The sequence below is a fragment of the Streptomyces sp. NPDC014864 genome (assembly GCF_043081525.1).
In the GTDB taxonomy this organism is placed as follows: domain Bacteria; phylum Actinomycetota; class Actinomycetes; order Streptomycetales; family Streptomycetaceae; genus Streptomyces.
In genome coordinates, this window is sequence record NZ_JBIBWT010000007.1 from 1 (window position 1) to 23,609 (window position 23,609).

The window sequence follows — 23,609 nt, forward strand, 5'->3', positions numbered from 1 at the left end:
ACGCACTCCAGGACCTGCTGAGGTGCTGGACCGGCACCTGCACCACCTGCGGCCGGACCCTTCCCAGAAACAGCCGCAGAAGCAGAAGCAGAACCGACCTGTCCGGCGGATCAAGTCGCAGAGAGGCAACGGCGCCTCATCAGCGCAGGTGAGCGGGGGTCTGGGGCCTCCAGCTGCAAGGCGGAGGAGGGCGTCGGCGCGGAGCGTCGGCAACCGACGACAACGCCGCAGATGGGCCTGCAGGACCCCGCGTCTGCGGCGTGATCCACCGGACCGACCCCAGCCCCCGTCACCCCCTCCCCCGCCCGGGGCACGCGTCCCCTCGTCCCGGCTCCCGGATGCGGCGCGACGGTCCCGTCGCGATGATGGGGGTGCGCGGCCGCGCGCCGGTTCAGCCGGGGTCCGGAGAGGAGGCGCCGTCGCCATGTCACGCCTGCCCCGCCCGCCCGGCCCGACGCCGGGCACCGCCGGTCACGGAGACGGACACCGCCGGCGGCGGCGTTGAGCGGCGAGCGGCCCGGCGACCGCCCCGCGGCAGCCCCTGGGTGGGCCGCCGAGCTCTACCGGCGCGGCAAGGAACTGGAGCTGATGCACCGGGCGCTCGGCTTCGCCACGCTCGCGCTGGTGACGCTGGCCCCGCTGCTGATCGTCGTCGCGGCGGCCGATCCCCTGCACCACGGCGGGTTCGCGCTGTGGCTGGTGGACGGCATGGACCTGTCCGGCCGGTCCGAGCGGGTGCTGTCGGAGGCGTTCAGCCCGTCTCACAGGGTGGTCGGTACGCTCAGCGTCTGGGGCGGTGTGCTGCTGGCCCTGTTCGGTCTGTCGTTCGCCTCCAGCGTGCAGAACGGCTACGAGCGGGTGTGGCGGCTGCCGGCCGGCCCCTGGCACCGGATCTGGCGGCAGGCCGTGTGGCTGCTCGCGCTCATGACGTACCTGTACGTGCAGGTGCAGACCCGCACGGTGCTGGCGGGGACGTACCGGATGCTGCTCAGCCTGGCGATCGGCGTGCTGTTCTTCTGGTGGGGCCCGCACTTCCTCCTCGGCCGCCAGGTGCGCTGGCGGCTGCTGCTGCCCGGCGCCGTCGCGACCATGGCGGGCCTGGTGGGCCTGCGGGCGTTCTCGTACCTGGTGTTCACCCCGCTCATCGTGACCAACGCGGTCAGCTACGGAGCCGTGGGTACGGTCCTGATCGTGGAGTCCTGGCTCGTCGGGGCCGGATTCGTGGTCCACGGGGGCGCGCTGGTGGGCCATCTGTTCTGCGACCGCGCGGGGCACCTGCTGGCGCACGAGGAGCGTGGGGTGGCCGAGGGGGCCGACCGGATCCACGAGATCGACGGCATCGGCGCGAGCGGCAGGACCCACGTGACCCGCCGGACCCACGGGACCGAGGAGAACACGGACGTCGCGACGCCCGGCGGGCCCGAGGAGCCGGAGACCGGGAAGCACGGGGCGACCGGGGAGGACAAGGGGACCCGGGAGACCAGGGAGCCCGGGGAGTATGACGGGACCAGGCAGGACAGGGAGCCGGGGAAGGACGGGCCTTCCGGGCGGCACGACGGCACCGGCGGCTGATCCGCGCCCGCGCCCTCCCGCGCACGGCGGCCGAACCGCCGGGGCAGACAGTACAGGTGACCATCTCCGCCACAGGGCCGATACTGCGGAGAGCGGGCGGCCGGGCCCGCGCACGACGCCCGTCCGACGGCGAGGGACGGGCGCCCCGACCACCGGACCTCGCCCACGACGCACGGAAGCCGGACCGAGACAGCCCACCGGGCTCACCAGGAGGCAGCCATGAAGATGCTCATCAACGTCGCGGAGACCGTGGTCGCGGACGCGTTGCGCGGTATGGCGGCCGCCCATCCCGAGCTGACCGTCGACGTGGAGAACCGGGTGGTCGTACGGCGGGACGCGCCCGTGGACGGGAAGGTCGCCCTGGTCTCGGGCGGCGGCTCCGGGCACGAGCCGCTGCACGTGGGGTTCGTCGGCCCGGGGATGCTGTCGGCGGCCTGCCCGGGAGAGGTCTTCACCTCGCCGGTCCCCGACCAGATGCTGAGGGCCGCCGCGGCCGTGGACAGCGGGGCGGGCGTGCTGTTCGTCGTGAAGAACTACACCGGCGACGTGCTGAACTTCGACATGGCGGCCGAGCTGGCCGAGGACGAGGGCATCCAGATCGCCAAGGTCCTCGTCAACGACGACGTGGCGGTCACCGACAGCCTGTACACGGCAGGCCGGCGCGGCACCGGGGCGACACTGTTCGTGGAGAAGATCGCGGGCGCCGCCGCCGAGGGGGGACAGCCCCTGGAGCGGGTCGAGGCGATCGGCCGGCAGGTCAACGAGAACTCCCGCACCTTCGGTGTCGCGCTCAGCGCGTGCACCACCCCGGCCAAGGGCAGTCCGACCTTCGACCTGCCGCCGGGCGAACTGGAGCTGGGCATCGGCATCCACGGCGAGCCGGGCCGTGAGCGGCGGGCGATGATGACCTCGCGCGAGATCGCCGACTTCGCGGTGCACGCGATCCTGGAGGACATGAACCCGCGCAACCCGGTCCTGCTGCTGGTCAACGGCATGGGCGCGACGCCGCTGCTGGAGCTGTACGGCTTCAACGCCGAGGTGCACCGGGTGCTCGCCGAGCGCGGTGTGCCCGTCGCCCGGACCCTGGTCGGCAACTACGTCACCTCCCTGGACATGGCGGGCGCCTCGGTCACCCTGTGCCAGATCGACGAGGAGCTGCTGCGGCTGTGGGACGCGCCGGTGAACACGGCGGGCCTGCGCTGGGGCATGTGACACGGCGGCGGCCCCCTCGCACGCGAGGCGCGTCAACGTACCTACCACGCAAGGAGATGCAGTGCTCGACGCCGATTTCTTCCGCCGTTGGATGACGGCGACCGCCGCGTCCGTCAACCGCGAGGCGGAGCGGCTCACCGCCCTCGACTCCCCCATCGGGGACGCCGACCACGGCGCCAATCTGCAGCGCGGGTTCACGGCCGTACGGGCCGCGCTGGAGAAGGAGGAGACGCAGACGCCCGGTGCCGTCCTCACCCTCGCCGGACGGCAGTTGATCTCCACTGTCGGCGGCGCCTCCGGCCCGCTGTACGGGACGCTGCTGCGCCGGGCCGGCAAGGCGCTCGGGGACGCCGCCGAGGTCGGCGAGGAGCAGCTCGCCGAGGCTCTGCGGGCGGGCGTCGACGGGGTGATGACCCTGGGCGGGGCGAAGCCCGGCGACAAGACCATGGTCGACGCGCTGCTGCCGGCCGTGGACGCGCTCGGCGACGGTTTCGCCGCAGCGCGGACCGCCGCCGAGGAGGGCGCCGTGGCCACGACGCCGATGCTGGCCCGCAAGGGCCGGGCGAGCTACCTCGGGGAGCGCAGCATCGGGCACCAGGACCCCGGCGCCACCTCCTCGGCACTGCTCGTCGCCGCGCTGGCCGAAACCGCGGAGGCCGACGGTGAGTGAGGAGAGGCTGGTCGGGATCGTGCTGGTGTCGCACAGCGCCGAGGTCGCCGAGTCCGTGGCGCGGCTGGCGCAGGGACTGGCGAGCGGGGGCGCGGCGGTGCCCGTGGCCCCGGCGGGCGGCCGGGAGGGCGGCCGGCTGGGCACCAGCGCCGAGCTGGTCACCGCCGCGGCCGCGTCCGTGGACCGGGGGGCGGGGGTGGCGGTCCTCACCGACCTCGGCAGCGCCGTGCTCACCGTGAAGGCGCTGCTCGCGGAGGGTGACGAACTGCCGGGCAACACACGTCTGTTGGACGCCCCGTTCGTGGAGGGCGCGGTGGCCGCGGTCGTCACGGCGGCGACGGGGGCCGACCTGGACGAGGTGGAGGCGGCGGCCACGGAGGCCTACGGCTACCGGAAGGTCTGAGGCGCGGAGGGGCCCGGAGAGGCCCGGAGTCCGAAGGCCGCGCCCTCGGTTCAAGCGTCACGCGTGCCGGGTGGCCGGGGGCCGGAACCCGTGTCGGTTCCGGCCCCCGGCCACCCCTGCCGGCGCGGCATCAGCGACGACAGCGGTCCGCGCCGCAGCGTGAAGTCCCCTGCCCTCGGGGCCTGTTCAGCCGAGACGACACCAGCATACGTAACCCTCCCGGACACTCACCGGCGACCGCCCCCTTGAGGGGGACCCCACCGGCGGTGCATATTGGTCCGGACCATTGCGGGGCGGCGTCCGCGCCGCTCTCGCCGCCGTTTCCGGGGGAGGCCGTTCTCGTGCGACGCGTGCCCGGCCGGACCCTCCTCCCCCGCCGCGTTCCCGCGCGTACCGTCGCGGCCTGCGCCGCACTACTGGTGCTCGGCGGCTGCGGAGGGGACGGCTCCGGCGACGGCGGCGGCCCGCTGCCCGGGGCGCCCACGGGCGTCACCGCGGTGGCGGGGAGCGCGACCAGCGTGCACGTGATGTGGAACGCGGTGTCCGCGCCGTCCGGCATCGCCGGGTACGAGGTGTACCGGGGCACGGCCGAAGTGAGGGACGTACCGGCGTCCGCGCACATGGTGGACGTCCCCCGGCTCAGACCGGCGACCACGTACGTCTTCACGGTGCGGGCCCGCGACGCGGACGGCCGGCTCGGGCCCCGCAGCCGCGCGGTCCGGGCGACCACGCCCGGCGCCGCTCCGGCGGACGGCTCGGCGCCGATCACGCCGGGCGCCGTGCGCGGCCGGGCGGCGGGGAGCCACGCCGTCCGGCTGTCCTGGTCCCGCTCGGCGGACGACCGGGGCGTGGTCTCGTACGACGTCCTCCAGGGCGGCACGAAGATCCACAGTGTGCGCGGGGACGGGACGGGGACGGTGGTCACGGGGCTGCGGGCCGGGACGCGGTACTCCTTCACCGTCCGGGCCCGCGACGCGGCCGGGAACCTCTCCCCGGCCGGCGCCCCGGTCCGCGTCACCACCGCGCCGGGCTCCGACGACGGCCGGGACCTCGCGCCCCGCGGCTTCCGCGCCGGCACCCACCGGGCCGACGGGGCCTACTACCTCGACCTCTCCTGGGTTCCGCCGCGCACGGACGGGGTGGTGACGGAGTACCAGATCCAGCTCGACCGGCGTCCGGCCACCTCCCTCGTCTGGGGCGGCACGGCACCGCGCGGGAGCGCGCGGTACAGCTTCTACGTGGGGCGGGAGGCCGGGGTCGGCCACCGGGTGCGGATCAGGGCCAGGCTCCCGGACGGAACCTGGGGCGGCTTCTCGGCCGAGCGAACGGTGACCACCGGCCCGCGGGCGAGCACACGGTGACCACCGGCCCGCGGGCGAGCGCACGGTGACCACCTGCCCGCGGGCGGGGCGGCCATAGACCGACCGTAGTATCGAGACCATGGCCCATAGGAATTCCGATGGCCGGGCGGGTCCGCAGGCACCCCTGGACCTGTCCCTGCTGCGCACCTTCCTCGCCGTGCACCGCGCCGGTTCGTTCACGGCGGCGGCGCGGCTGCTGGGGCTCGCGCAGCCGACGGTGACGGCACAGATCCGTGCTCTGGAGGAGCAGCTCGGGCGGGAACTGTTCGAGCGTCAGTCGCGCGGCGTGGCGCCCACCCCGGTGGCTGACCAGCTGGCCGGCCGGGTGGCGGCACCGCTGGACGCGCTCGCCGCCGTCGCGGATCCCGGCGGTCTCGGGGCCGACCGGCCGCCGGAGCCGGTCCATCTGGCGGGTCCGGCCGAGATCCTGTGCACCCATGTGCTGCCCGCGCTGGCCCCGCTGGTCGCGCGGGGCGTACGGCTGCGGGTCGGCACCGGGCTCACCGACGATCTGCTGGCCGAACTGCGGGCCGGCCGCCACGACCTGGTGATCGCCACCTCCCGGCCGCGCGGCCGCACACTGACCTGGGTCCCGCTGATGGACGAGGAGTTCGTGCTCGTGGCGGCACCCGCCTGGGTGGAGCGCATCGGCACCGGACGGATCGCCGCCGAGGGGCCCGCCGTACTGGCCGAGGCGCCCCTGGTCACCTACGCCGAGGACCTGCCGATCGCCCGGCGCTACTGGCGGCACGTCTTCGGCACCCGGCTGACCGGCCAGGCCGCCGTCACCGTGCCGGACCTGCGGGGCGTGCTGTCCGCGGTGGCCGCCGGGGCCGGGATCACCGTGCTCCCCCGCTACCTGTGCCGCGCCGAACTGGCCTCCGGCGCGCTCGTGCCCCTGCTCTCCCCGGAGGACCCCCCGATCAACACCGCCTATCTCACCCAGCGTCCGGGAGGCCCGGACCACCCCCACGTCGCCCTGGTCCGGGAGCGGCTGCTCCAGGCCGCTCCGGCCTGGTGAGCGAGCCGGGCGACCCGCCCGGCCCGGCGCGTGCGCACCCGGCCGCGCCTCAGCGTTACCCGACCGGGTGCGCCCCGGCTGCGGGAGACGGCCCGGGGACATTGGCTGCCCCTGGGGCAGCACGGGCCTTTCCCTATCTCCGGCGGTACACGGGACGGACCGCCGACCGTGCCGCCGGAGGACAGTCCGATGCGCATTTCTCAGCCGTTGCTCCGCTCCGTCCCCGTCGCGGCGGCCGCCGCGCTCGCGCTCGGCGTGGCCGCCGGGCCCGCCGGCGCGGGGCCGGGAATCTCCGTCGCCACCAGCGGTTCCACCGTCTCGGTCACCACCAGCGCGTGCAGCGCCGTCGACGGCGACTGGGGCACCGCCTCGCTGTTCGGCGGCGACCGGCCGGACCTCGGCCCGGGGCGCCAGGTGCCGCTGCGGGGCACCAGCGTGAGCCAGTCCGCCGCCTGGCGGGGCGTCACGCCGGGCACCTACACGGTGGTCGTCGTGTGCGCGCACTACCTCACCGCGGGCAGCCAGTCCGTCGTCGTCCCCGAGCCCCCGGCGCGCACGTCCCCGGCCGCCTCCGCGCCGCCGCGCGGGGTGGCGGGCGGTCTCGGTGGAGACACCGGGGGCCACGGCACGGCCGCCTACGCGGTGGGGGGCGCGCTGGCGGCAGCGGCGCTGGCCGCCCTGGGAGGGGTGCTGCGGCGCCGCCCGAAGCCGTACCGGCTCTGAGCGCCGTACCGGCTCCGAGCGGAGGACCGGCTCGGAACGGCCGGGGTCACGCCGGGTCGTGGCCGGGCAGTTCGGCGAACTCCTCCAGGGCGTGCCTGAGCCACCCCGTCCAGAACGTCTCCAGGTCGATCCCGGCCCGCAGCACCAGATGCTGCAACCGCTCCTGGGGGCCGTCCTTCCCGGGTGGGAAGTCGCGCCGTTCGATCTCCCGGTAGGTGGCCAACTGCTCCTCGTGCAGCTCCAGATGGCGGCGGAGGTCGACCTCCAGGCCGGCCGTGCCGACCACGGCCGCGGCACGCAGCCGCAGCAGCAGCGCGTCGCGGTGCGGCTTGGGTTCCTGGTGCGCCGCGGTCCAGCGGGCGAGTTCGGCGCGGCCCGCGGGCAGCACCTCGTAGCTCTTCTTCTGTCCGCGGGCGGGCTGTTCGGCCGGCAGTGCGCGGATGAGTCCATCGGTCTCCAGCCGTCCCAGCTCGCGATAGATCTGCTGATGCGTCGCCGACCAGAAGTAGCCGATCGACTTGTCGAAGCGGCGCGTCAGCTCGAGCCCCGACGAAGGCTTCTCGAGCAGGGCGGTGAGGATCGCGTGCGGGAGTGACATGAGGTCATCCTAGGGACGGGCCGCGGGGGGCAGCCCCTGCGGCCCGTCCGGTCCGGGCGACGGCTACAGGGCCGCCGCGACCTCCGTGCCCTGCTTGATCGCGCGCTTGGCGTCGAGCTCCGCGGCGACGTCGGCGCCGCCGACGAGGTGGGCGCTGCGCCCGGCCGCGATCAGCGCCTCGTACAGGTCCCGGCGCGGCTCCTGCCCGGTGCACAGCACGATCGTGTCGACGTCGAGGACGCTGCTGACGCCGTCCACGGTGATGTGCAGCCCGGCGTCGTCGATCCGGTCGTAGCGCACACCCGGGACCATGGTGACGCCCCGGTGCTTGAGCTCGGTGCGGTGGATCCAGCCGGTGGTCTTGCCCAGGCCCGCGCCGACCTTGGTGGTCTTGCGCTGGAGCAGGTGCACCCGGCGCGGCGGGGCGGGACGCTCCGGGGCGGCGAGGCCGCCGGGCGCGCGGTAGTCCATGTCGACGCCCCAGGCCCGGAAGTACGTCGCCGGGTCCTCGCTCGCCTTGTCGCCGCCGTCGGTGAGGTACTCGGCGACGTCGAAGCCGATGCCGCCCGCGCCGAGGATCGCCACCCGGTCGCCGACGGGAGCGCCGTCGCGCAGCACGTCCAGGTAGCCGAGGACGCGCGGATGGTCGGCGCCGGGGATGTCGGGGACGCGCGGGGTGACGCCGGTCGCGACGACGACCTCCTCGAAGCCGTCGAGGCCGCCGGCCTCCACCCGGGTGCCGAGGCGCACGTCGACGCCGTGCTCGTCGAGCCGGTGGCGGAAGTAGCGCAGCGTCTCGTCGAACTCCTGCTTGCCGGGGACCTTGCGGGCGACGTTGAGCTGGCCGCCGATCTCGCTCGCCGCGTCGAACAGGGTGACCGCGTGGCCGCGTTCGGCCGCCGACACTGCGCAGGCGAGTCCGGCGGGTCCGGCGCCGACCACGGCGACCCGCTTGCGCAGCCGGGTCGGAGACAGCACCAGCTCGGTCTCGTGGCAGGCGCGCGGGTTGACCAGGCAGGACGTGATCCGGCCGCTGAAGGTGTGGTCGAGGCAGGCCTGGTTGCAGCCGATGCAGGTGTTGATGGCCTCCGGCCGCCCGGCGGCGGCCTTGGCGACGAAGTCGGGGTCGGCGAGCATCGGGCGGGCCATCGACACCATGTCGGCGTACCCGTCGGCGAGCAACTGCTCGGCCAGTTCGGGAGTGTTGATGCGGTTGGTGGTGACGAGGGGGACCGAGACCGCGCCCATGAGCTTCTTCGTGACCCAGGTGTAGGCGCCACGCGGCACGGAGGTGGCGATGGTGGGGATGCGGGCCTCGTGCCAGCCGATGCCGGTGTTGATGATGGTCGCCCCGGCCGCCTCGACGGCGCGGGCGAGCGTGACCACCTCCTCCAGGGAGGAACCGCCGGGCACCAGGTCCAGCATGGACAGCCGGTAGACGATGATGAAGTCCTCGCCGACCGCCTCACGCACCCGGCGCACGATCTCCACCGGGAAGCGCATCCGGTTCTCGTAGGAGCCGCCCCAGCCGTCGGTGCGGTGGTTGGTCTGCGCGGCGACGAACTCGTTGATGAGGTAGCCCTCGGAGCCCATGATCTCCACGCCGTCGTAGCCGGCCTGCCGGGCGAGGAGGGCGGTGCGCGCGTAGTCGTCGATGGTCCGCTCGACGTCTGCGTCACCGAGCTCGCGCGGCACGAAGGGGCTGATCGGCGCCTGGAGCGGGCTCGGGGCGACCAGGTCGCGGTGGTAGGCGTACCGGCCGAAGTGGAGGATCTGCAGCGCGATCCGGCCGCCCTCGCGGTGGACCGCGGCGGTCACGCCGGCGTGCTGCTCGACCTCCGCCTCGGTGGTGAGCTTGGCTCCGCCCTCGTAGGGCCGCCCCTCCTCGTTGGGCGCGATGCCGCCGGTGACGATCAGGCCCACTCCCCCGCGGGCCCGGGCGGCGTAGAACTCCGCCATCCGCTCGAAGCCGCGCTCGGCCTCCTCCAGGCCCACGTGCATCGAGCCCATGAGGACGCGGTTGGGCAGGGTGGTGAAGCCCAGGTCGAGCGGGCTCAGCAGGTGCGGGTAACGGCTCATCGGCCCCTCCGTGCGCGGTGTCGTGCCTGTAGTTGTAGAGGACGGAGCCCCCCTTATGCAACTAGTTGCACAAAGCCTCGCCCGCGAAGGCCCGGAACCGGCGCCACGGTCGTCCGCGAGGACTGCTGACGTGATCCACTCGCCCGGGTTATGCTCCAGCGCCGGTCGGGGGCGGGCGGTGGCGCGAGGAGGCGCCGGGGACGCACGGGGGTGGGCGCACGATGGTCGAGGACAGCAGACCGCGCGGAGGAGGAAGGCTCGCGTGGCCCGTCGCGGCGGCTCTCGCGGTCCTGGCGGCGGGCGCGGCCCTCGGACTGGCGGTGGAGTTCCACTTCCTGGGGTGGACGTCCCTTCCCGGTAACAGCTGCGGCGGCCGCTACGCCCCCTGCCCGGACGGCACCATGCCGACCCTGCTGCTCGCGTTCCTCTTCACCTTCACCGGCTTTCCGGCCGCCACGGCCGCCGTCGCCGCGCTCACCAAGGCCCGCCCGGGCAAGGTCCTGCCCGCCGTGCTGCTGACGGCGGGCGTGCTGCTGGCACTGTGGCCGGGGCGGCAGGCCTACCTGTGGATGCGGGGCCCGGTGCTCGACGTCGCCTGGAAGGCGGGCCTGGACCGCCCGCCGACGGTGCGCGGCCTCGGGGTGTGGACCGTGGGCCCCGGGTCCGCGACAGTGGTACGGGTCCGCAGTGACGCGCTCGTCGCCTACGACGCCCGCGGCGGTGATCGGGCATGGACCCTGCGGGCCCCGGTGCGCGAGTCGGTGTGCGGGATGAGCAAGTCGGTGACCGACGGGATCGGCCTGGTCGCCTTCGGGCGTTTCGCCAAGCCGTGCGACACGGTGTGGGGCGTCGACGTGCGCAGCGGCCGCAAGGTGTGGGAACGCGGGATCGACGGGGTGCCCGATGCCACCGAGGCCCGCGACAGCCTGCTCACGGCCGACGCCGGGGTGGCCGTGACCCTGGCCGACGGCTCGGTCCGCGGATTCGGGCTCGCCGACGGGGCCCCGCGCTGGACGGTGAAGGTCACCGATGCGGGTGCCCGGAAGGACGACGTGGAGTGCGTGCCGCTCGCCGTCTCCGCGGCACGCGGCACGACCCGGGTGGTGGTCACGTGCTCGTCGTCGGCCGGCGACCAGCGGACGGCGCGGCTGCTGACCCTGGACACCGCCACGGGCCGGGAGATCGGACGCCGCCCGCTGCCCGTGGAGAGCACGGTGAGCACGGCCGTGGTGGTCTCGGCCGAGCCGTTCACGCTGCTTCTCCAGGAGGAGGACAAGCGCGGGCTCGCCGCCGTCCTGTCCTGGAGCAGCACCGGTGGCGAGCCGGTGAACATCCCCCTCGCCACCGACGACGAGGACCTGGCCGTCCTCCCCGACGACGGCTCCTTCCCCGCCCGTCCGGCGCTGTCCGCCGTGGTCGAGGGCCGCTCGCTGGTCGTCGCGGCCACCGTGCCGGGCCGGGCCGACCCCGAGCGGATCTCCGCCTACTCCCTGACCGACGGTCGGCCGCTGTGGCACACGGACCTGGGCACCCCGATCGCCGCGCTGGCACCGGCGGACCGCGGCGAGCTCGCCGTCCTCGGGTCGGACGCCCGGCTGTACACGCTCGACGAGCGCGACGGAGGCCGCCGGGGAGAGGACGACGGCACGACGGTGCGCGGAGCCAACGGCGACTACGGCGACCTGGCGGGCGGCTCGCAGCTGCTCCGGGCGGGCGGCACCTGGATCGTCGTCAATTCCACCGGCAGCAGCAGCCCGCCCGTACTCGGGCTGAGGCCCTGACGACCGCGGCGGCGGCAGCGGGACGCCCGGCGCGGCCCGTGCGGCTCGGCGGCCGTCCAGGCGTCGTAGGGCTCAACGGCTCTCCAGGCGTACGTGCAGTTCTCGCTCCTGGTCCCCGGAGGCGGTGCACAGGTCCTGGACGGTGAAGAGGGAGTCCAGGGTCGTACGGAACCGGTCGATCGCCCAGTAGCCGCCCTGGACGTCGGCCGTGACGGACGCCCCGAGCCGGCCGGGGCCGTGGGCCCGGTGGGCGTCGGCCACGTCGAAGGTGCCGAGCCACACGGTCGGACGCACCTCGTCGTAGTCGCGGGGCACGTCGTCCGCGCCCCGGTCGGACGAGAAGCACGCGCACAGGGCGTCGAAGACGATCCTGGCGTCCTCCTTGGTGCAGCCGCTCAGTTCCACCGAGACGGGCTCCGGGTGCGGTCGCTCGCTGTCCATGGTGATCGCTCCTCTCCTGGCCGCGCCGCACTACGGCGGGAGCCCCGCGGAACCGCACCCGCCGTCAGCACGGCACCACCTTCCAGGAGAGCACCACACGCGCCGGCGCACATCCTCGGGGCCCTGGCGGGCACCCGAGTGTCAGGGGCCGCGTGCGGCGCCGACCATCCCGCGCGCCCCCGTCCCCGTGCGCTGCCGTCCGGCCGACTCGGGGGGACGGCCCCCGCTTCGTTGAGAGATGGTGGAGGAAGGCGCCGAACCGTCGGTGAGATACCGGCGGGCGCGGTACAACAGGGTGTGTCGGCACCGGGGACGGCGGGCCGCGCGGACAGGCGAAGGCGGTGCGTGGGATGACTGCAGCCGGGGCTCCCTTGGCCGAGGGCGATGAGCCGGTGCGCGGGCCCGTCCGGGCGAGCGGGCTGCTCGACGTGCTGGGCGTGGCCTCGGTCGTCCTCGACGCGAAGGGCCGCATCGTGCTGTGGAGCCCGCAGGCCGAGGAGCTGTTCGGCTACACGGCCCAGGAGGCGCTGGGCCAGTACGCGGCCCGGATCATGGTCCACGAGCAGCACCTCGACCTGGTCGTCAAGCTCTTCGCCGACGTGCTGGAGACGGGCGAGGGCTGGGCCGGCGCCTTCCCCATCCGGCGCAAGGACGGCACCACACGGCTGGTGGAGTTCCGCAACATGCGGCTGCTGGACGACCGGGGGGCCGTCTACGCACTCGGCCTCGCCGCGGACCAGTCGACCGTGCAGCGGCTGGAGCGGGACCTGGCGCTGTCGGCGCGGATCGTCTCGCAGTCGCCGATCGGCCTGGCCGTCCTGGACACCCGGCTGCGGTACGTCTCGGTCAACCCGGCCCTGGAGCGGATCAACGGCATGACGGCCGGGGAGCACCTCGGCCGCACCGCCCGCGAGGTGCTCCCGCAGTGGGACACCGACGCGCTGGAGGACGCGGCGCAGCGGGTGCTGGAGACCGGGCAGCCCCTCATCGACGTGTCGGCCGTGGGCCGCACCCCGGCCGATCCGGACGAGGACCACGCCTGGTCTCTCTCGCTGTACCGGCTGGAGGACGCCCTGGGGCGGGTACTGGGGGTGGCCGCCTCGGTCGTGGACATCACCGAGCAGTACCGGGCGGGCATCGAGGCGGAGGCCGCGCGGCGGCGCCTGGCCCTCATCGCCGACGCCTCCGCCCGGATCGGCACCACCCTCGACCTGGAGCGCACCGCCCGCGAGCTGGCGGACGTCGCCGTGCCGGAGCTGGCCGACGTGGCCGCCGTGGACCTGCTGGAGGAGATCGTCGGGGGCCGCCGCCGCAGTCTGGGGCCCGCCGAGCCGGCGGTGATCCGCGCCCTGGCCGTGCGCGCCGAGTACGCCACGGACGCCCTGGAGGCGGCCGACCCCCCGGGCCGGATGGCCCGCTACGGCCCCGACCGCCTCGTCACCGAGTGCGTGCGGACCGCGGGCCCGGTGCTCGTGGCCCAGGTGAAGGACGAGGACCTGGCGAGGATCGCCCGCTCGGCGGAGGCGGCCGTGCTGCTGGCCCGCGCCGGCGTGCACTCGTACCTGGCGGTGCCGCTGATCGCACGCGGGGAGGTGCTGGGCGCCCTCGACCTCAAGCGCACCCGCAACCCGCTGCCGTTCAGCGAGGACGACGTGCTGCTGGCCCGCGAGCTGGCGGCGCGCGCGGCGGTGCAGATCGACAACGCCCGCTGGTACCAGAGCGCCCGCGACACCGCCCTCACCCTCCAGCGCAGCCTGCTGCCCAGCCTGCCGTCCGTCACCGGCGGGCTCGAGGTCGCCTCCCGCTACCAGCCCGCGGGCGCGACGATCGAGGTGGGCGGCGACTGGTTCGACGTGATCCCGCTGGAGGACGACAAGACGGCGCTCGTCGTGGGCGACGTCATGGGCAGCGGGATCAACGCGGCCGCCACGATGGGCCGGCTGCGCACCGCGACGAACACCCTCGCCTCGCTCGACCTCGATCCGGCGCGGCTGCTCGAACACCTCGACCGGATCACCGACCAGCTCGACCAGGCCATCGCCACCTGCCAGTACGTCGTCCACGACCCCCGCCGGCGGCAGTGCCGGATCGCCAACGCGGGACACCTGCCACCGGTCCGGGTCCGGGTGGGCCGCCCCCCGGAGCTGCTCGACCTGCCCACCGGGGCGCCGCTGGGCGTGGGCGGCGTCGAGTTCTCCACCACCACCGTCGATCTGGACCCCGGTGACCAGCTCGTGCTGTACACCGACGGCCTGGTCGAGACCCGCCGGCATCCGCTGGACGAGCGCCTGGAGGCCCTGCTGGCCCTGCTCGACGACCCGTCTCGTCCCCTGGAGGACGTCTGCGACCTCCTGCTGCGCCGGATGCACGAACCGGACAACCACGACGACGTGGCCCTGCTGATCGCCCGCGCGCGGGAGCTGCCGTAGCCGCGCGGACACCGCCGCGGAGCGCGCGACCCGCCCTGGAGCGCCCGGGCACCACCCTGGGGCGCTCGGGCCCTGCCGTGGAGCGCGCGGGCACCGCTCGCGGCTACGGGCCCGCGGAGGCGGGCGGGCTCAGCGCATCGGGCCGGCCGTGCCCACCACGACGTTCGCGCACAGCTCCTCCGAGACGGCCAGACGGGGCGTCAGCCCGGCCCGCCGGAAGGCCTCCAGTGCGCCCGGCGCCTGGCGTTCGCTCGTCTCGACCAGCAGGCAGCCGCCCGGAGCGAGCCAGTCGCCCGCCCCGGCGGTGACCCGGCGCAGCACGTCGAGGCCGTCGGCGCCGCCGTCGAGGGCGGCCCGTGGTTCGTGGTCGCGGGCCTCGGGCGGGAGCAGGGCGACCTGCGCGGTGGGCACGTAGGGGACGTTGGCCGCGAGGACGCCGATGCGGCCGCGCAGCGCGGCGGGGAGTGCCTCGAACAGGTCGCCGGTGTGCACCCGGCCCCCGGCGGGGCCCACGTTGCGGGCCGCGCAGCGCACCGCGGCCGGATCGATGTCGGCTGCGTGCAGCTCCACGGGGCCGAGCGCGGCGGCCAGCGCCACGCCCACCGCGCCCGAGCCGCAGCACAGGTCCACCACGACGGAGGCGTCCGGCGCCTGGGCGACGGCCTGGTCGACCAGGAACTCGGTACGGCGCCGGGGCACGAAGACGCCGGGCTCCACGACGATGCGCAATCCGTGGAACTCGGCCCAGCCCAGGACCTGTTCGAGGGGCAGCCCGGCGGCACGCCGCTCGACGAGGGCGGTGACCTCGTCCGGCGTCCGGGCGCCGGCGAGGATCAGCTCCGCCTCGTCCTCGGCGAACACACAACCGGCGGCGCGCAGCGCGGTGACGACCGCGTCCCGCAGGGCCCGCGAGAACGGGGACGGAGATGACGAAGAGGGCGAAGTGGGCGAGGAAGACGGAGAGGACGGGATCGGGGACGACAGTGGAGGCATGGAGGCCGAGAACCTTTCGGGAGCCGCAGGGCGCCCTCGCGGTCACCTGCTTCCGGTGATCCGCGCCGTCTTGAGGTGAGAGCACCCGGTCTGACACGTGGTGATGGGTCCCACCTCCTCCGCTCGCCTCGGCCGGGAGCGTCCACGACCGGACGGCAACCCTACCCCAACACCGGGCCGCTCACGGTCTCTTCGACCCCTTCCACTCGGGCCCGCCCGGCACTTCGGTTGTACGGTGCCACCAGGGGCTCGCCCGCAGGACGAGACGACGACGCGCAGGGGGGAAGGGAGGAACGCCGTGACAGCAGCCGAAGGGACCGACGCGGAGCCGGCCGGAGAGGCGACCGGAGAGGCGACCGGGGGGACGGCCGCGGCGACGGCCGTGGAGACCATCCAGCGCGAAATGACGATCTTCGCCCGCCGGGCCCGCGCCTCCGCGGGACGTATGCATCCCGAGCTGTCGCTGGTGTCGTACACGCTGCTCGGGCATCTGGAGGAGAGCGGCGGCTGCCGCACCACCGACCTGGCCGCGCACTACGCGCTGGACAAGTCCACGGTCAGCCGCCAGGTGTCCGCCCTGGAGCGCGCCGGGCTGGTCGAGCGGCGCCTCGACACGGACGACCACCGGGTCCAGGTGCTCCATCTGACGGAGGCGGGCCGGCGGATCCTCGCCCAGGTCACCGAGAGCCGCCGGGCGGCCCTCCGCGAGCGGCTCGCGCACTGGCCGGCGGAGGACCTGGAGCGGTTCGCGGGCTACCTCGCGCGCTACAACGCCTGGCCCGGGCACCGCCCGGAGGACGGCTGACCGGACGCAGGGCCGGGCGCACACCCCGCCCCACCGGTACGGCGACCCGGCCGTCCGCCGGCCGTTCGGGCGCGCGGGCCGCGAGGAAGGCGGTACGACGCCGCAGCCGGAAGCCCAGCGACTCGTAGAGCCGGATCGCCCGCGTGTTCTGGGCGCCGGTGTGCAGGAACGGGGTCTCGCCACGGGCGCGGATGCCGTGGACGACGGCGAGGACCAGCCGGGACGCGAGGCCCTGGCCGCGGACGGACGGGTCGGTGCACACCCCGCTGATCTCGGTCCAGCCCGGCGGCCGCAGCCGCTCCCCCGCCATGGCGACGAGCGCACCGTCACGGCGTATGCCCAGGTAGGTGCCCAGTTCGATGGTGCGGGGCAGGAACGGGCCGGGCTGGGTGCGGGCGACCAGGTCGAGCATCTCGGGCACGTCGGCCGGGCCGAGGCGGACCGCCTCCGGGTCGGGTGCGGCGGCCAGGCCGTCGTCGACGAGCTGCACGCCCTCGGTGTGGAAGGTGATCTCCCAGTCGTCCGGGACCCGCCCCACGAACCCGAGCAGCGGGACCTCGCTGCCGGGGCCGGCCAGGGCCGCGACGTCCGCCCAGTCGTCGGCGTCGGGCTCGGGGGGCAGCGCCAGCCACGGCGTGACGTCGGCCGGGTAGCGCAGCACGCGGCCACGGCGCTCGGCGAAGTGCGCGTGCGGTCCGCTCAGAGAGGTGAGGGCGGGATGGTCGAGGACATGACCGGGGGCGGTGTCGGCGGTGCTCATACGGCGTCCATTGTCCTCCACGGTCGCGCGGGCGCCGGTCGCGGGGCCCGTCGCAGGGTGCGCCGGAGCCAGGGTGGTCCCGCGGCCGGGGCGGCCGTGCCGGGCGCGTACGGTTGAATGCGTAAGCAATCATCACGTTCGACCGGCGGGCCGCGCGCGCGGCGGCGGCCTGGAGGCACCACCCCCATGAACGTCACCCGAGGCTTCACCGGGCGCCCCCGCGTGGCCGACCCGGGCCTGCCACCCGGGCAGTACGACGCGGGCGACGACTGGCCCGTGCTGTCCGCGGAGGTCACGCCGGACCTCGTCCCCGAGGACTGGACCTTCCGCGTCGACGGCCTGGTGGCCGCGCCCCGCACCTGGACCGGGGAGCAGGCCCGGCGGCTGCCGGACTCGGCGTACGAGGGCGACATCCACTGCGTGACGGGCTGGTCGAAGTTCGGGGCGCGGTTCGGCGGTGTGTCGCTGGACGTGTTCCTGGAGGCGGTGCGGCCCGACGCCTCGGCCACCCACGCGGTCGCCTGGTCCCACACCGGGTACACCACGAGCCTCCCGCTGGCGGACCTGACCGGCGGGCGCGCGTGGATCGCGTTCACGTACGACGGCAGGCCGCTGGCCCCGGAGCACGGCGGCCCGGCGCGGCTGCTGGTGCCGCACCTGTACTTCTGGAAGAGCGCCAAGTGGATCGCCGGGCTGCGGCTCCTGGACCACGACGAGCCGGGCTTCTGGGAGCAGAACGGCTACCACGCCCGGGGCAACCCCTGGGAGGAGCAGCGGTACTCCGGTGACTGAGACGTTCACACCCCCCACGCGTTTCGCGGTGCCGGGACGCATCGCCGTCGGCGAGCAGGTCGCCGCGGCCTGGCAGACCGCCACGCTCGCCGAGATCCGGCGGGAGACCCCGCGGGCGGCCACCTTCCGCTTCGCGGTGCCGGGCTGGGCGGGGCACCTGCCCGGCCAGCACCTGATGCTGCGGCTGACCGCCGAGGACGGTTACGTGGCCCAGCGCCACTACTCGATCGCGTCGGCGCCCGACGACTCCGGGCACATCGAGCTGACCCTGGACCACGTCGACGGCGGAGAGGTGTCCGGCTGGTTCCACACCGTCGCCCGGCCCGGTGACCGGGTCGAGCTGCGCGGCCCGCTGAGCGGTTTCTTCGCCTGGCCCGGCGACCGGCCCGCGCTGCTGATCGGCGCGGGCTCCGGGGTCGTACCGCTGATGTCGATGGTGCGGCACCACCGGGCGCGGCGGCTGTCCGTGCCGCTCAGGCTGCTGGTGTCCGCGCGCAGCCCCCAGGAGCTCATCTACGCGCGCGAGTTGGGGGCGGAGACCACACCGGTGTTCACCCGGAGCGCTCCCCCGGGCACGCGGGTGGGGCGGATGACGGCCGCCCAGGTCGCGCCCCTGCTGTCCGAACGGCCGCCGGACGGCTGGGAGGCGTACGTGTGCGGGTCCAACGCCTTCGCCGAACACGCCTCCCGGCTGCTGGTCGCGGCGGGACAGCCCGTGGACCGCATCCGGATCGAACGCTTCGGCTGACGACGGGTCGGGTGCGGGCGCCCGGAGTCCGGGGCCCCGGGGGCGCTCCCTCAAGTGCCCGGTCCGCGCGGGCGGATGAGGCAGGTGGCCCGCAGTACCGCGGCGGGCCCGGGCGTTTGGGGGCGGTACCGCTGGGGACTTGGCCGGGGTACGGAAACCGCCCCCTGCCCCGGGCCGTGCGCCGGTTCTTGGACATGGGGCTCCTCGCGTGGAGAGACCTGCGCTCGCCGCGCCGCCTCGGGGGCGCGCGGAGCGGTCGCCGCGGCGCGCCCGCCGCTCCACGTGCGTCAGCGGGTGGAGGGCGACCGCGGGAAGGGGTCGGGAGCGATGCGCAGGGAGGAGCCGGACGGCCGCGGGCACACGCGCGGCCCGGACGGCCTTGGCCGCGGCCACGCCGGGGCTTGCGGTCCCGTCGGCGGCGGGAGGGCCGGGTCGCGGACCCGGCTGCGGGGCCGGCGTCGGCGGCACAGTCCGCTGCGGCGCCGCTCGGACGTCGTGGAGGCGTGGACGACGCTGGCCGTCGCGGTTCTGCTGTTCCTGGGCGCGCCGCTGGCCGGGGTCGCCGCGGCCTGGTGGGCACACGACGCGGCACGTGCCGTCGCGGCGGTCGAGCGGGCCGACCGGCACCGCGTCCCGGCCGAGGTCGTGGGCAGGGTGCCCGGCTCGCCGACCCCGGCGCGGAGCGGCGGCGAGCACACCGCGCGGGCGAAGGTGCGCTGGGGCGGGCCCGGCCGGGAGGCGCGCACCGCGGTGGCGCGTGTTCCGGCCGCGGCGCGGCACGGTGACCGGCTGGACGTGTGGCTCGACTCCCGCGGCCGGGCCGTGCCCCCTCCGCCGGACGGCACCACGGTCTGGCAGAACACCCTGACCGTGGGCGCCGCCGCCACGGGCGGCACCGCCGCCCTCGTCCTCCTCGTCCACTCCGCGGTCCGGCGGGTCGCGCTGCGGCGTCGGCTGGCCGAATGGGAGCGGGAGTGGGCCCGGCTGGGGCCGGAATGGACCCGGCGCCGGGCGTGAGGGCGCGGGCCGGTTTCGGCCGAAAGGCCGGACCGCTCTTCCTTGGTGGTTTAGACCAATGCTAGACCTGGTGGCGCAATGAGCCCGCACGGCTACGGTACGTCACCCACAGGAGGCGCGGCATGGCCCGCACCACCCCGCACGACCACCCCGCGACGGAAGGAACGACCGACGGAGAGCCGCTGTACTGGAGGGTCGCCGGCCGGCTGCTCGGCGCACTGCGCGACGGCACCGTCGCACCCGGCGAACGGCTGCCGGGCGAGCGGCACCTGGCCGCGCACTTCGGGGTCAGCCGGGAGACCGTACGGCAGGCGCTGGAGGTGCTGCGCCGCGACGGCCTGGTCGCCACCGACCGGCGCGGCAGCCACGCCACGCTGCCCGGGCTGCCGGTGGAGGCGCCCTCCTCGCTGACCTTCCCGGTCGGCGCCCGCACCGCCGAGGCCGCCGCCTTCGACCGGACGACGGTGACCTGGGAGGCGCCGCCGCCGGAGCACGCCGAGGCTCTCGGACTCACCCCGCACCGGCCCACCCTGGTGCACCGCTACCGGTCCGCCGCCGCCGACGGCACCTCCCTGCGCACGGCGGTGACGTCGTTCTCCGCCGTGGCGCTGCGCGAGGTGGAGGAGCTCGCCCGCTACCGGGACCGCGCGGACGGCTCGGGTGCCGCGCAACTGCGGCGCGCCTACGACTGGATGCGCAGGGCGGGCCTGACCCTGCACCACCGGGACGCCATCACCCGCTTCCCGGACGGGCCGTCGATGCGGGTGACCCGCCGTGTCCACGACCAGTACGCGCGCCCGCTGGAGATCACCGACCTGGTCGTGGACACCCGCCAGGACGCCCTGGTCTACGAGTTCACCCTGCCGGCGGCGGTCTGACCGGCGCCGGGTGCGTCCCGTGGGGAACCGGACGCGCGTACGGCGGAGGTGCGACGACAGAGCGCCCTACGGCAGCCTGCGGGCCGCGACCATGCGGACCCGCGGGCTTCCGTCGCCGCGCCGCCCGAACTCCGGCAGCACGTGGAGCTCCACCCGGAACCCGGCGCACTCCAGCTCCCGTTGCACGTCCCCGAGCCGGAAGGAGCGGTAGTACATGACGAAGGGCGGCCGCCACAGGGCGTTGCGCACCCGCATCACCGCGTCGAAGCCGAGCAGCATCCAGAAGGCGGCCGAGGTGGGCCGGGGAGGCGCGAGCACGGGGAAGGCGAACAGGCCGCCGGGGCGCAGCACGGCGTGGACCTGGCCGAAGAGGCCCGGCAGCTCGCGCGGCAGGAAGTGCCCGAGCGCGCCGAACGTCACCACCAGGTCGAAGGCGGCCCGGAACGGCAGGGCACGGGCGTCCCCGCGCACCCAGGCGGTCCGCGGCCCCGCGCCCCGAGCGGCCTCGCGAGCACGGGCCACGGCGAGCATTCCGGCGCTGAAGTCGACCCCGGTGGCACCCTGCCGGCACACCCGCTCCACCACCCTGGTGCCGGCGCCGGTGCCGCAGCACAGGTCGAGTCCGTCGTCGAACGGCCCGAGCCGTTCCAGCGTCGAGGCGACGGAGTCGAGCACCGGCTCCGGCGTACGGAAGGGGGTGCGGTCGAACTTCGGCGCGAGCAGGTCGTAGCCGTGCTCGACCGAGGACAGCGCCTGGACGGCTAGTTCACGCAGGCTCGGGCCTCCGGGAGCGAACATCACGCCCCCTTCAGGGCGGCGCGCTGCCGGAGGATCCGCAGCGCGCGCTCGCACCAGCGCAGGTTCTCCCGCTCGAAGGCGATGCCCGCCATGAGCGTGAGGTACGGGCCGACGCGCTCGGCGTCCCGCAGGTACTCCTCCTCGTCGCGGCCGGCGAGGAGACGCTCGCGCACCCTTTCGTAGCGGCCGAGCTTGCCGCGCGCCCAGGACGTGCGCTCCTCGAGCATGTCGGCCGCGACCGCGGGATCCGCGCCGTCCATGGCCTGGATCTTGATCAGGAGTTCGTCGCGGATGGCGGTGGGGCGCCGGGGCGGCTCGGCCGCGAAGGCGCCGAGGTCGCGCCGGCCGGCCTCGGTGAGCGTGAACATCCGTTTGTTGGGGCGGCGCTCCTGCCGCACCACCCGCGCCTGGACCAGTCCGTCCTGGGACAGGCGCTCCAGCTCCCGGTACAGCTGCTGCGGCGTGGCCGGCCAGAAGTTCGCCAGCGAGACGTCGAACACCTTGGACAGTTCGTAGCCCGACGCCTCCCCTTCGAGGAGGGCCGCCAGCACGGCGTACTTGAGAGACATGTGGACACCGTAGCAACCGGTGATTATTCTCTCCCGCACCTATTCAAATAATTGACTATGACCGGGGTGATCCAATGCGCGCGTTCCGCGAGGCGGTCGAGGCGCACGACCTCGACGCCGTCGAGGCGCTGCTGGCCGAGGACGTCGTCTTCACCAGCCCTGCCGTGTTCAAGCCGTACTCGGGCAAGCCGATCACCACGGCGATCCTGCGCGCCGTCGCCGAGGTCTTCGAGGACTTCCGCTACGAGCGGGAGCTGAGCGGCGCGGACGGCCGCGACCACGCGCTGGTCTTCGCCGCGCGGGTGGGCGACCGCTCGCTCGAGGGCTGCGACTTCCTCCATGTCGGCGAGGACGGGCTGATCGACCGGCTGACCGTGATGGTCCGCCCGCTGTCGGCCGCGCAGGCGCTGGCGGCGGCCATGGGCGCGCGGTTCGAGCAGATCGCCGCGGAGGCGGCGGCACGGTCGGTCTGAGGGACGCGGGGCGCGGGCCGGACGGGGGCCCGTTCGGGCGCCGGTCCGGGGGGTCGGGCCGCGGACCGGACCGGGTGCCCGTTCAGGGGCCGGTCCAGGAGTCGGGGGCACAGGCCCCGCCAGGAGCCGGGGCGGCGCGCCGCCCCGGCGATCCGGCTCAGGGTGTCAGACGCACCGGGAGGGTGCGCACGCTGTTGCCCACGAAGCCGGCGTGCGGCGCGAGTTGGGGTTCGGGCACGGCGAGGTCGAGAGCGGGGAAGCGGGTGAACAGCCGCTCCAGCGCGACGGTCGCCTCCAGCCGGGCCAGCGGAGCACCCAGGCAGTAGTGGGCGCCGTGCCCGAGCGAGAGGTGCCGCACCGCGTCCGGCCGTGCGGGCCGGGTGACGTCGAACCGGTCGGCGTCCGGCCCGTGCACGGCCGGGTCCCGCCCCGCGGCGGAGTAGCCGGCCAGGACCGGCGTGCCCCGGGTGACGACGGTCCCGCCGACGGTCAGGTCCCGCACCGGATACCGGAACGGGAAGTAGCTGACGGGCGCGTCCCAGCGCAGCGTCTCCTCGACCACGTCGGCCCAGCTCGCCGTCCCCGCGCGGACGAGGCCGAGCTGGTCCCGGTGCCCGCACAGGGCCCGTACCGCGTTGGTGATCAGGTTCAGCGTGGTCTCGTGCCCGGCGACGACCATCAGCACGAGGGTGCCGATCAGCTCCTCGTGGCTGAGCCGGCCGCCGTCCTCGTCGCGGGCGGCGATCAGCGCGCCGATCAGGTCGTCGCCGGGCTGTTCGGCCTTGGCGGCGGCGATCGCGCCGAGGACGGCGAGGAGTTCGCGGTTGGCGGCGACGACCTGCTCGGGCCCCAGGTCGGTGGCGACGACCTGGCTGGAGAGCGCGTGCAGCCGGTCGCGGTGTTCGGCGCCGACGCCGAGGAGTTCGCCGATGACTCCCATCGGCAGGGGCATCGCGAAGTGACGGCGCAGATCGGCCACTTGGCCGTTGGTTTCGGCGGCACGGGCAAGACCGTCGAGCAGCCGGTCGGTCAAGGCCTCCACAGGGGGCCGCAGTTCCGCCACCCGCCGGGCGGTGAACGCCTGGCTCACCAGTGACCGCAGCCGCCGGTGGTCGGACCCGTCCGCGGTGGTCATCCCCCGCACCGTCGCGAAGGTCAGCAGCGGCCATCCCTCGGCGATCCGCCCCTCGCGCAGGGCGGTGAAGTGCCGTGCGTCCTTGGCGACTTCGGGGTGCGCGAGGAACTCCTTCAGCGCCTCGTGCCCGAGGACGACCGCTCCGTCGATCTCCCCCGGCAGAACCACCGGGGCGACGGCGCCCCGGGCGAGCAGCCGTGCGTTGACGGGGTGCGGGCAGCCACCGGACGGGTCCATGCGGTGCGGCGCGGAGCGGGAGGTGTCCACCGGTGCGTTCCTCTGCGTCGGGGCCGGATCGAGGCCGTACGGCAGTCGATTCTGCCTGCCCGGCGCACGCCGCGCAGCACCCCC

General features: G+C 75.1%; 21 protein-coding genes and 2 pseudogenes. 15 read left to right on the forward strand and 8 right to left on the reverse strand.

All coding sequences use genetic code 11. The features are described 5' to 3' along the window. Window positions 1-501: 501 nt before the first annotated feature. The 7 genes and pseudogenes from ACF1A5_RS14295 to ACF1A5_RS14325 all read left to right on the forward strand — a co-directional run. Window positions 502-1,263 (forward strand): annotated as a pseudogene (locus ACF1A5_RS14295) (ribonuclease BN); the annotation flags it as partial. A 528-nt stretch (window positions 1,264-1,791) separates the two neighbouring features. Then, window positions 1,792-2,784: a dihydroxyacetone kinase subunit DhaK gene (gene dhaK / locus ACF1A5_RS14300; protein ID WP_392193142.1), complete on the forward strand. Its 993-nt coding sequence runs from the start codon at window positions 1,792-1,794 to the stop codon at window positions 2,782-2,784. A gap of 61 nt (window positions 2,785-2,845) precedes the next feature. Beyond that, window positions 2,846-3,454 (forward strand): dihydroxyacetone kinase subunit DhaL, encoded by a 609-nt coding sequence (gene dhaL / locus ACF1A5_RS14305; RefSeq protein WP_392193143.1) that lies wholly within the window; start codon window positions 2,846-2,848, stop codon window positions 3,452-3,454. Then, window positions 3,447-3,857 carry a PTS-dependent dihydroxyacetone kinase phosphotransferase subunit DhaM gene (locus tag ACF1A5_RS14310; protein WP_392193144.1) on the forward strand — a complete coding sequence of 137 codons (411 nt, stop codon included), beginning with the start codon at window positions 3,447-3,449 and terminating at the stop codon, window positions 3,855-3,857. Before dhaL ends, ACF1A5_RS14310 begins: the two co-directional genes overlap by 8 nt. A gap of 350 nt (window positions 3,858-4,207) precedes the next feature. Beyond that, window positions 4,208-5,218, forward strand: a complete 1,011-nt coding sequence (locus tag ACF1A5_RS14315; protein ID WP_392193481.1) for a fibronectin type III domain-containing protein — start codon at window positions 4,208-4,210, stop codon at window positions 5,216-5,218. Between the two features lie 79 nt (window positions 5,219-5,297). Further along, window positions 5,298-6,239 carry a LysR family transcriptional regulator gene (locus ACF1A5_RS14320; protein WP_392193145.1) on the forward strand — a complete coding sequence of 314 codons (942 nt, stop codon included), beginning with the start codon at window positions 5,298-5,300 and terminating at the stop codon, window positions 6,237-6,239. A gap of 189 nt (window positions 6,240-6,428) precedes the next feature. Further along, window positions 6,429-6,962, forward strand: a complete 534-nt coding sequence (locus ACF1A5_RS14325) for a hypothetical protein (RefSeq protein WP_392193146.1) — start codon at window positions 6,429-6,431, stop codon at window positions 6,960-6,962. Window positions 6,963-7,008: 46 nt separating this feature from the next. On the opposite strand, the gene ACF1A5_RS14330 is transcribed toward ACF1A5_RS14325, so the two are convergent. After that, window positions 7,009-7,560: a PadR family transcriptional regulator gene (locus ACF1A5_RS14330; protein ID WP_392193147.1), complete on the reverse strand. Its 552-nt coding sequence runs from the start codon at window positions 7,558-7,560 to the stop codon at window positions 7,009-7,011. A 63-nt stretch (window positions 7,561-7,623) separates the two neighbouring features. Beyond that, a complete protein-coding gene (locus tag ACF1A5_RS14335) occupies window positions 7,624-9,639 on the reverse strand; it encodes an FAD-dependent oxidoreductase (RefSeq protein ID WP_392193148.1) in 2,016 nt (671 codons plus the stop codon). A gap of 221 nt (window positions 9,640-9,860) precedes the next feature. Between ACF1A5_RS14335 and ACF1A5_RS14340 the strand changes: the two genes are divergently transcribed. After that, a complete protein-coding gene (locus ACF1A5_RS14340) occupies window positions 9,861-11,420 on the forward strand; it encodes a PQQ-binding-like beta-propeller repeat protein (protein WP_392193149.1) in 1,560 nt (519 codons plus the stop codon). Window positions 11,421-11,492: 72 nt separating this feature from the next. On the opposite strand, the gene ACF1A5_RS14345 is transcribed toward ACF1A5_RS14340, so the two are convergent. Beyond that, window positions 11,493-11,861, reverse strand: a complete 369-nt coding sequence (locus tag ACF1A5_RS14345; protein WP_392193150.1) for a hypothetical protein — start codon at window positions 11,859-11,861, stop codon at window positions 11,493-11,495. A 350-nt stretch (window positions 11,862-12,211) separates the two neighbouring features. Here ACF1A5_RS14345 and ACF1A5_RS14350 point away from each other — a divergent pair, with 350 nt between their 5' ends. Then, window positions 12,212-14,290, forward strand: a complete 2,079-nt coding sequence (locus ACF1A5_RS14350; protein ID WP_392193151.1) for a SpoIIE family protein phosphatase — start codon at window positions 12,212-12,214, stop codon at window positions 14,288-14,290. Between the two features lie 129 nt (window positions 14,291-14,419). Here ACF1A5_RS14350 and ACF1A5_RS14355 read toward each other — a convergent pair whose 3' ends face one another. After that, a complete protein-coding gene (locus tag ACF1A5_RS14355) occupies window positions 14,420-15,283 on the reverse strand; it encodes a putative protein N(5)-glutamine methyltransferase (RefSeq protein ID WP_392193152.1) in 864 nt (287 codons plus the stop codon). A gap of 298 nt (window positions 15,284-15,581) precedes the next feature. Here ACF1A5_RS14355 and ACF1A5_RS14360 point away from each other — a divergent pair, with 298 nt between their 5' ends. Next, window positions 15,582-16,088 (forward strand): MarR family winged helix-turn-helix transcriptional regulator, encoded by a 507-nt coding sequence (locus tag ACF1A5_RS14360; RefSeq protein WP_392193153.1) that lies wholly within the window; start codon window positions 15,582-15,584, stop codon window positions 16,086-16,088. A 46-nt stretch (window positions 16,089-16,134) separates the two neighbouring features. Here the strand turns inward: ACF1A5_RS14360 and ACF1A5_RS14365 are convergent. After that, window positions 16,135-16,848: pseudogene (locus ACF1A5_RS14365) on the reverse strand (GNAT family N-acetyltransferase); the annotation flags it as partial. A gap of 186 nt (window positions 16,849-17,034) precedes the next feature. On the opposite strand from ACF1A5_RS14365, the gene ACF1A5_RS14370 reads away from it, so the two are divergent. The 4 genes from ACF1A5_RS14370 to ACF1A5_RS14385 all read left to right on the forward strand — a co-directional run bounded on the left by ACF1A5_RS14370 (window position 17,035) and on the right by ACF1A5_RS14385 (window position 20,283). Continuing rightward, entirely contained in the window at window positions 17,035-17,640 is a 606-nt protein-coding gene (locus tag ACF1A5_RS14370) for a sulfite oxidase-like oxidoreductase (RefSeq protein WP_392193154.1), read from the forward strand. After that, complete coding sequence (locus tag ACF1A5_RS14375) at window positions 17,633-18,388, forward strand: ferredoxin reductase (RefSeq protein WP_392193155.1); 756 nt, start codon at window positions 17,633-17,635, stop codon at window positions 18,386-18,388. The genes ACF1A5_RS14370 and ACF1A5_RS14375 overlap by 8 nt, the downstream gene beginning before the upstream one ends. A gap of 327 nt (window positions 18,389-18,715) precedes the next feature. Then, window positions 18,716-19,405, forward strand: coding sequence for a hypothetical protein (locus ACF1A5_RS14380; RefSeq protein WP_392193156.1), 690 nt, complete (start codon window positions 18,716-18,718; stop codon window positions 19,403-19,405). Window positions 19,406-19,527: 122 nt separating this feature from the next. Continuing rightward, window positions 19,528-20,283, forward strand: a complete 756-nt coding sequence (locus tag ACF1A5_RS14385; RefSeq protein ID WP_392193157.1) for a GntR family transcriptional regulator — start codon at window positions 19,528-19,530, stop codon at window positions 20,281-20,283. 66 nt (window positions 20,284-20,349) lie between these two features. Here ACF1A5_RS14385 and ACF1A5_RS14390 read toward each other — a convergent pair whose 3' ends face one another. Continuing rightward, window positions 20,350-21,081: a class I SAM-dependent methyltransferase gene (locus ACF1A5_RS14390; protein WP_392193158.1), complete on the reverse strand. Its 732-nt coding sequence runs from the start codon at window positions 21,079-21,081 to the stop codon at window positions 20,350-20,352. After that, the gene (locus tag ACF1A5_RS14395) at window positions 21,081-21,650 is read right to left on the reverse strand and encodes a PadR family transcriptional regulator (protein ID WP_392193159.1); all 570 of its coding nucleotides are present in this window, start codon (window positions 21,648-21,650) and stop codon (window positions 21,081-21,083) included. The genes ACF1A5_RS14390 and ACF1A5_RS14395 overlap by 1 nt, the downstream gene beginning before the upstream one ends. A gap of 74 nt (window positions 21,651-21,724) precedes the next feature. Here ACF1A5_RS14395 and ACF1A5_RS14400 point away from each other — a divergent pair, with 74 nt between their 5' ends. Then, on the forward strand, window positions 21,725-22,123 hold the full coding sequence (locus ACF1A5_RS14400; RefSeq protein WP_392193160.1) for a nuclear transport factor 2 family protein: 399 nt from the start codon (window positions 21,725-21,727) through the stop codon (window positions 22,121-22,123). A gap of 157 nt (window positions 22,124-22,280) precedes the next feature. Here the strand turns inward: ACF1A5_RS14400 and ACF1A5_RS14405 are convergent, their stop codons facing one another. Beyond that, window positions 22,281-23,495, reverse strand: coding sequence for a cytochrome P450 (locus ACF1A5_RS14405; protein WP_392193482.1), 1,215 nt, complete (start codon window positions 23,493-23,495; stop codon window positions 22,281-22,283). Window positions 23,496-23,609 lie beyond the last annotated feature (114 nt).

What these genes read in the sequence shown, in the direction of transcription:
- ACF1A5_RS14370 (WP_392193154.1), top strand. Translation starts at nt 17,035, where the DNA reads ATGAACGTCACCCGAGGCTTCACCGGGCGCCCCCGCGTGGCCGACCCG.
- ACF1A5_RS14320 (WP_392193145.1), top strand. Translation starts at nt 5,298, where the DNA reads ATGGCCCATAGGAATTCCGATGGCCGGGCGGGTCCGCAGGCACCCCTG.
- ACF1A5_RS14345 (WP_392193150.1), bottom strand. Translation starts at nt 11,861, where the DNA reads ATGGACAGCGAGCGACCGCACCCGGAGCCCGTCTCGGTGGAACTGAGC.
- ACF1A5_RS14400 (WP_392193160.1), top strand. Translation starts at nt 21,725, where the DNA reads ATGCGCGCGTTCCGCGAGGCGGTCGAGGCGCACGACCTCGACGCCGTC.
- ACF1A5_RS14335 (WP_392193148.1), bottom strand. Translation starts at nt 9,639, where the DNA reads ATGAGCCGTTACCCGCACCTGCTGAGCCCGCTCGACCTGGGCTTCACC.
- ACF1A5_RS14390 (WP_392193158.1), bottom strand. Translation starts at nt 21,081, where the DNA reads ATGTTCGCTCCCGGAGGCCCGAGCCTGCGTGAACTAGCCGTCCAGGCG.
- ACF1A5_RS14330 (WP_392193147.1), bottom strand. Translation starts at nt 7,560, where the DNA reads ATGTCACTCCCGCACGCGATCCTCACCGCCCTGCTCGAGAAGCCTTCG.
- ACF1A5_RS14355 (WP_392193152.1), bottom strand. Translation starts at nt 15,283, where the DNA reads ATGCCTCCACTGTCGTCCCCGATCCCGTCCTCTCCGTCTTCCTCGCCC.
- ACF1A5_RS14380 (WP_392193156.1), top strand. Translation starts at nt 18,716, where the DNA reads ATGCGCAGGGAGGAGCCGGACGGCCGCGGGCACACGCGCGGCCCGGAC.
- ACF1A5_RS14395 (WP_392193159.1), bottom strand. Translation starts at nt 21,650, where the DNA reads ATGTCTCTCAAGTACGCCGTGCTGGCGGCCCTCCTCGAAGGGGAGGCG.
- ACF1A5_RS14340 (WP_392193149.1), top strand. Translation starts at nt 9,861, where the DNA reads ATGGTCGAGGACAGCAGACCGCGCGGAGGAGGAAGGCTCGCGTGGCCC.
- dhaK (WP_392193142.1), top strand. Translation starts at nt 1,792, where the DNA reads ATGAAGATGCTCATCAACGTCGCGGAGACCGTGGTCGCGGACGCGTTG.
- ACF1A5_RS14405 (WP_392193482.1), bottom strand. Translation starts at nt 23,495, where the DNA reads ATGGACCCGTCCGGTGGCTGCCCGCACCCCGTCAACGCACGGCTGCTC.
- ACF1A5_RS14325 (WP_392193146.1), top strand. Translation starts at nt 6,429, where the DNA reads ATGCGCATTTCTCAGCCGTTGCTCCGCTCCGTCCCCGTCGCGGCGGCC.
- ACF1A5_RS14350 (WP_392193151.1), top strand. Translation starts at nt 12,212, where the DNA reads ATGACTGCAGCCGGGGCTCCCTTGGCCGAGGGCGATGAGCCGGTGCGC.
- ACF1A5_RS14385 (WP_392193157.1), top strand. Translation starts at nt 19,528, where the DNA reads ATGGCCCGCACCACCCCGCACGACCACCCCGCGACGGAAGGAACGACC.